Source organism: Arthrobacter sp. GCM10027362, assembly GCF_042679445.1.
Taxonomy (GTDB): Bacteria; Actinomycetota; Actinomycetes; order Actinomycetales; family Micrococcaceae; genus Crystallibacter.
This window is the reverse complement of the sequence record NZ_JBHTML010000031.1, coordinates 22532-28531: the sequence shown is the minus strand read 5'-3', so window position 1 is coordinate 28531 and position 6000 is coordinate 22532. Positions and strand designations below refer to the sequence as shown.

The following is a 6000-nucleotide window of genomic DNA, read 5'->3' as shown; positions in this document are numbered from 1 at the left end:
GGGCACGACGGCGCGGGTGCAGCGGCCGCGCCGGCTCCCGTTCCGGCCCGGGCCTGAGCGCGGCTCGTCCGGCGCTTCACCGCCCCCCCACCTCGCTTCGCTCGGTTGGGGCCCCTGCAAGAGAACCGCCCAGGGTCCCCGTGCCGAGCCTGCGAGGCACGGGGCAGGCGGCGAACGCTACCGCTCCGCGGCTCCCCCCACCTCGCTTCGCTCGGTTCGGGCCCCTGCCGCTACCGCTCCGCGGCTCCCCCCACCTCGCTTCGCTCGGTTGGGGCCCCTGCCGCTACGCTTGGGGTCGTGACCGAAGCATCCGTGGCCGGCGCCACGCCCAGTACCCAGATTGCCTACAACCTGACCCTGTCCTGCGCTGACCGGCCCGGAATTGTCGCCGCCGTCGCCGGGGTGCTCGCCAACGCCGGCTGCAACATCGTGGACTCGCAGCAATACGGCAGCCCGGAGTCCGGACGCTTCTTCATGCGCGTGGACGTGAGCACGGACACGGAATACCAGCAGCTGCAGGAGCGGCTGCGGCCGGTGGCCGAATCCTTCCGGATGGACTGGGGCCTGCACCGCGAGGGCGCGAAGATGCGCACCCTGGTGATGGCCTCCAAGTCCGGGCACTGCCTGAACCACCTGCTCTTCCTGCAGCGCTCCGGCACCCTGCCGATCGAAATCCCCGCCATCGTCTCCAACCACACGGACCTGGCCGGGCTGGCCAAGTTCTACGGCATCCCGTTCCACCACATCCCGGTCACCGCGGACACCAAGGAGCAGGCCGAACTGCAGCTGCGCCGGCTGGCGGCCGAGAACGGCGTCGAACTGGTGGTGCTCGCCCGCTACATGCAAATCCTGAGCAACGAACTGTGCACCGACCTGCAGGGCAAGGCGATCAACATCCACCATTCCTTCCTGCCCTCCTTCAAGGGCGCCCGGCCCTACCACCAGGCGCACGCACGCGGCGTAAAGCTGATCGGCGCCACGGCCCACTACGTCACCCCGGACCTGGACGAGGGACCGATCATCGAGCAGGAAGTCATCCGGGTCAGCCACGCCCGCTCCGCCGAGCAGTTCGTGGCGCTGGGCCGCGATGTGGAGGCCCTCACCCTGGCCCGGGCCGTGCAGTGGCACGCCGAGCACCGGGTGCTGCTGGACGGCACCCGCACCGTCGTCTTCAACTGATCCCCCGCCGCCGGCGGCCTCCCGGCGGTCGCAGCATGGAGCCTGCGCACGCGGTCGGGTAGATTCTGTCCATGGGCAGCCAGGAGCAGGACCTGATTCCTCCGGACCCGCGGCGGGACGCCGAACGGGACTCCTTCATCGACGCCTTGGTCGCCGCCCACCGGCACCGGGTCCTGGAGATCGGCTGCGGCACCGGCGAGGACGGGCTGGCCTTCGTCGCCGCAGGGATCAACTACGTGGGTCTGGATCCCTCCGAGGAGAACATCCATGTGGCCAGGGCCAAGCGCCTGGAGGCCGTGGTCGGCAGCCCGGACGAACTGCCGTTCGCGGACGCGACCTTCGACGCCGCCTGGGCCAGGGGGGCGCTGGCGGACGTGCCGGACACGGACCTGTACGGCGTGCTGACCGAGATCATGCGAGTGCTCAAGCCCGGCGCGCCGCTGGCCGCGGGACTGCACTCCGGGCCGGATGGCAGGGGCCCGGATGCAGGTGGCTTCTACGGCGAGCGCAGCGACGAAATGGTCCGAAGCCTGTTCGAGCCGCACGGCGATATCCGCTTCTTCACCTCCTGGGAGCAGGCGGACGGCTCGGGGCGGTGCCAGTTCCTGGTCCTCACCAAACCCTGAGCAGTCCCGGGCGGGCCCTGCCGGTACGCTTATGTCTCATGGCCCACATCATCACCGTTGCCGGGCAGACCCCGGCCATCGACCCGTCCGCCTTCGTCGCCCCCACCGCCACGCTTAGCGGGGATGTCGCCCTCGCCGCCGACGCGAGTGCCTTCTACGGCGTCTCCGTCCGCGGCGACTCCGCCCCCATCCGGGTGGGGGCCGGCAGCAACCTCCAGGACAACGTGGTCCTGCACGCCGACGCCGGCTTCCCCTGCACCGTAGGTGCCGGTGTCAGCGTGGGACACTCCGCCGTCATCCACGGCTGCACGGTCGAGGACAACTGCCTGGTGGGCATGAGCGCCACCATCATGAACGGCGCCGTCATCGGCGCAGGTTCGCTGGTGGCCGCCGGCGCCGTCGTGCTTGAAGGCACCCAGGTCCCGCCGCGCTCGCTGGTGGCGGGCGTGCCTGCCAAGGTCCGGCGGGAGCTGAGCGAGGAGGAATACCAGTCGGTCCTGCGCAACGCCTCCCACTACGTGGAGCTGGCCAAACTGCACCGCGAAGCCAACGCCTGATCCCCCTCGCCCGTACGCGACCCGGGCCGGAAGGCTGCCATTTATCGAACCCGGTAACCGCAGCTCTCCGGCCCGGATGGAAGTGTTCGGGCATGGACGCCGGCGGGCGCGGCGGCAATCATTGATCCATGACGCACATCGTGCCCCCGCCCTGCGCCGAACCGGGCGCGCCGAGCCCCCTCGAGGCTACCGGCCGGCCGCTGCGCTGGGGCGTGGTTTCCACCGGCAGGATGGCCGGCCGCGTCACCGAGGACATCGCCCGGCTTGAGGATGCCGTGCTGCAGGCGGTCAGTTCGCGCAGCGAGGCCAATGCGGTCGAATTCGGTGACCGGTTCGGCTTTGCCGCCTGCTATTTCGACGACGGCCCGGTCCGCGGCTACGAGCGGCTCTTCGCCGACCCGGCGGTGGACGTGGTGTACGTGGCCACCCCGCACGGGCAGCACTACGAGATTGCCAGGCGGGCGCTGGAGGCCGGCAAGCATGTGCTGTGCGAAAAGTCCCTGGCCATCAATGCCCGCGAGGCGGCCGAGCTGATCGAACTGGCCCGCGGCCGCGGCCTGTTCCTGATGGAGGCCATCTGGAGCCGCTTCCTGCCGGCGATCAACCGGGCCTGGCAGATCATTGCCTCCGGCGAACTGGGCACCATCCACTGGGTACAGGCGGACCTGGGCTTTCCCGCGCCATACGATGTCACCACACGGCTGTGGAATCCGGCAGCGGGCGGCGGCGCCCTGCTGGACCTGGCCGTCTACCCGTTGACCTGGGCGCTGGGTGCGCTCGGTTACCCGCAGACCGTCACCGCCGTCGGACACGTGAACGAAGACGGCATCGATGATCAAAACGCCCTGACGCTGACCTACAGCTCCGGCGCCCAGGCGCAGCTGACCTCCTCGCTGCTGGCCTGGTCCCCGCGCACGGCCACGGTGGCAGGCTCGCACGGCTGGCTGCGCACCGATTCCCCGCTGCACAACCCCTCGGAACTGGTCATCGAGCAGCACCGGGGCCGGCTCCGGACCGAGCGCTTCGGGCAGATCGGCAACGGTTTCACCTACCAGCTCCGCGAGGTCACGCGCTGCATCCAGGCCGGCCTGACGGCCAGCCCGACCATGCCGTGGGAACACACGCTGAAAACCATGCGGCTGTTCGACGGCGTCCGCGCCCAGCTGGGAGTCAGCTACATCAACGACCGCATCCCGGCCGCGGACTGAGGAACCGGCCTCCCCGCCCGAGCGGGCGAGGGACGGGGCGGCCGCTGAAAAGTGAGGCGGCAGGGGTCCCCGCCCGAGCGGGCGAGGGACGGGGCGGCCGCTGAACGCTATGCAAGCGGCCGCCGCCGTGGTTACCCTCAAACATGGGCGCAGAAGTCAAGTCCAAAACCTTCAGCCGGGAGCAGCGGACAAAGTACCGGCAGCGGCTCCTGGAGAACCTGGAAACCCTTGCCAGCTACCTGGCCACCGGGCAGTTCGCCGCCACCGGCACCATCGGCCTGGAGCTGGAGCTGAACCTGGCCAATGCGGACTTCTCCCCCGCCCTGCGCAACGCCGCGGTCCTGGAAGCCATCGCGGATCCGGCCTTCCAGACCGAGCTCGGCGCGTTCAACATCGAGCTGAACCATCCGGCCCTGTCCATCGCCGGTCCGGGGCTCAAGCAGCTCGAGGACAACCTGCGCGCCCAGCTCAACCGCGCAAACGAGCGCGCAGCGGAGAAGAATGCCGACATCCTGATGATCGGCATCCTGCCCACGCTCAAGCGCGGCCTGCTGGAGGACATGTCCTGGCTCAGCCCGGGCAAACGCTACGCGGCCTTGAACACCTCGGTACTGCAGGCCCGGGGCGAAGACGTGCTGCTGGAACTGCGCGGCATCGAGTCCCTCTCCTTCTACGCCAAGAACATCGCCCCGGAAGCGGCCTGCACCAGCGTCCAGCTGCACCTGCAGGTCCAGCCACAGGAATTCGCCCCGGTCTGGAACGCCGCCCAGGTCATCGCCGGACCGCAGGTGGCGCTGGCAGCGAACTCCCCCATTTTCATGGAGACCCTGCTTTGGCACGAGACGCGCATCGAGCTGTTCAAGCAGGCCATCGACACCCGGCCGCCGGAGATGCGCAACCAGGGCGTCCGGCCGCGCGTCTGGTTTGGGGAGCGCTGGATCACCTCCATCTTCGACCTGTTCGAGGAAAACGTCCGCTACTTCCCCGCCCTGCTGCCCGAACTCGCACGCAGCACCGGCCGGCACACCGTAGGCGGTGCGCCGCTGCTGCCGGAGCTGCTGCTGCACAACGGCACCGTGTACCGCTGGAACCGGCCGATCTACGACCCGGGCAAGGACCAGCCCCACCTGCGGCTGGAAAACCGGCTGCTGCCGGCCGGCCCCACCGTGCTGGACACCGTTGCCAACGCGGCCTTCTTCTTCGGCCTGGTCCGCGTGCTCAGGACCGCGGAGCGTCCGCTCTGGACCCGGATGGCCTTCAAGACCGCAGCGGACAACTTCCTGGCCTGCGCCCGGACCGGACTGGAGGCCACGGTGTACTGGCCGGGCATCGGGGACATGCCGGTCACCGAACTGATCCTGCGCCACCTGCTGCCGATGGCCGCCAACGGCCTCGAACAGCTGGGCGTGGACGGCGAGCTGATCGGCAGGTACCTGGACGTGCTGCGCACCCGGACCCAGTCGGAACAGAACGGGGCCGCCTGGCAGATCGCCGCCCTGCGCCGGTTCGAGGCCTCCGGCCTGGACCGCAGTACCGCACTGACCGAGATGACCCGCCATTACTGGGAAAACATGCACACCAACCAGCCGGTGCACACCTGGCCGCTGCCGTAGGCGCGGTCGTCCGGCCGGCTCAAGGCTGCCGAGGCCGCAGGCTGGTCACCGAGAGGCGGCTTCGCGCCGGTGCTGGTCGATTGCCATCGCGATGAGCAGGAGGCCGCCGGCCGGGCTCGTGCCGCCGGGCAGCACCGCGGTGAGTACCTGGAGTCGGAACAAGCGGCGCGCCCGCGGCGGGTACCGCCGTCGTTCCGCTTCGCCCAGGGCAGGAAAAACGTCTGGCACTCCCCTAACTAGAGTGCTAACTTATACACATAGTTGAGTCGAAAAGACTCAACTATGGCAGGTCAGCACCGCTCCGGGAGGAGCGATGAAGCGAAGGAGTTGATGAGAATGGCCATGAACCTTGATCCGTTCCGTGAGCTGGACCGCGTCGCCGCATCCCTGCTGGAGCGCCGGCAGGGTCTGCGCCAGATGCCGATGGACCTCTATCGCGAGGGTGACCACTACGTCCTGGCCGCAGACCTGCCGGGCATCGATCCGGCCTCGGTGGACATTGACGTCGACGGCCAGTTGCTGACCATTCGCGCTGAGCGCGCGCTGGGCGGCGCGGAGGGCGTGAAGTGGCTGACCCGCGAACGCGAGAGCGGCTCCTTCCTGCGCCAGCTCAACCTGGGGCAGGGCATCGACATCGACGCCATTTCGGCACAATATGAAAACGGCGTGCTCAGCGTGACCATCCCCGTGAGCGAACGCGCCAGGCCGCGCAAGATCGAAGTTGCCACCGGCGCGGGCGCGCCGCAGGTCGGCGCAACGGCCGGTCAGCCGGCCGAAGCCAAGTAGCCTCCGTACATGACGGCGGCCCCGTACCTTC

The 6000-nt window shown here is 69.3% G+C and carries 6 protein-coding genes; all 6 read left to right on the top strand.

Features of this window, described 5'->3' with window-relative positions:
- The first annotated feature begins 297 nt into the window (after positions 1-297).
- Entirely contained in the window at positions 298-1179 is an 882-nt protein-coding gene (gene purU, locus ACFQ36_RS07290; RefSeq protein ID WP_377012100.1) for a formyltetrahydrofolate deformylase, read from the top strand.
- Between the two features lie 71 nt (positions 1180-1250).
- Positions 1251-1805, top strand: coding sequence for a class I SAM-dependent methyltransferase (locus ACFQ36_RS07285; RefSeq protein WP_377012098.1), 555 nt, complete (start codon positions 1251-1253; stop codon positions 1803-1805).
- 38 nt (positions 1806-1843) lie between these two features.
- Complete coding sequence (locus ACFQ36_RS07280; RefSeq protein ID WP_377012096.1) at positions 1844-2362, top strand: gamma carbonic anhydrase family protein; 519 nt, start codon at positions 1844-1846, stop codon at positions 2360-2362.
- A gap of 128 nt (positions 2363-2490) precedes the next feature.
- Positions 2491-3570 carry a Gfo/Idh/MocA family protein gene (locus ACFQ36_RS07275; RefSeq protein WP_377012094.1) on the top strand — a complete coding sequence of 360 codons (1080 nt, stop codon included), beginning with the start codon at positions 2491-2493 and terminating at the stop codon, positions 3568-3570.
- A 143-nt stretch (positions 3571-3713) separates the two neighbouring features.
- Complete coding sequence (locus tag ACFQ36_RS07270) at positions 3714-5183, top strand: glutamate--cysteine ligase (RefSeq protein WP_377012092.1); 1470 nt, start codon at positions 3714-3716, stop codon at positions 5181-5183.
- 336 nt (positions 5184-5519) lie between these two features.
- Positions 5520-5969 carry an Hsp20/alpha crystallin family protein gene (locus ACFQ36_RS07265; RefSeq protein WP_377012090.1) on the top strand — a complete coding sequence of 150 codons (450 nt, stop codon included), beginning with the start codon at positions 5520-5522 and terminating at the stop codon, positions 5967-5969.
- Positions 5970-6000: the final 31 nt, after the last annotated feature.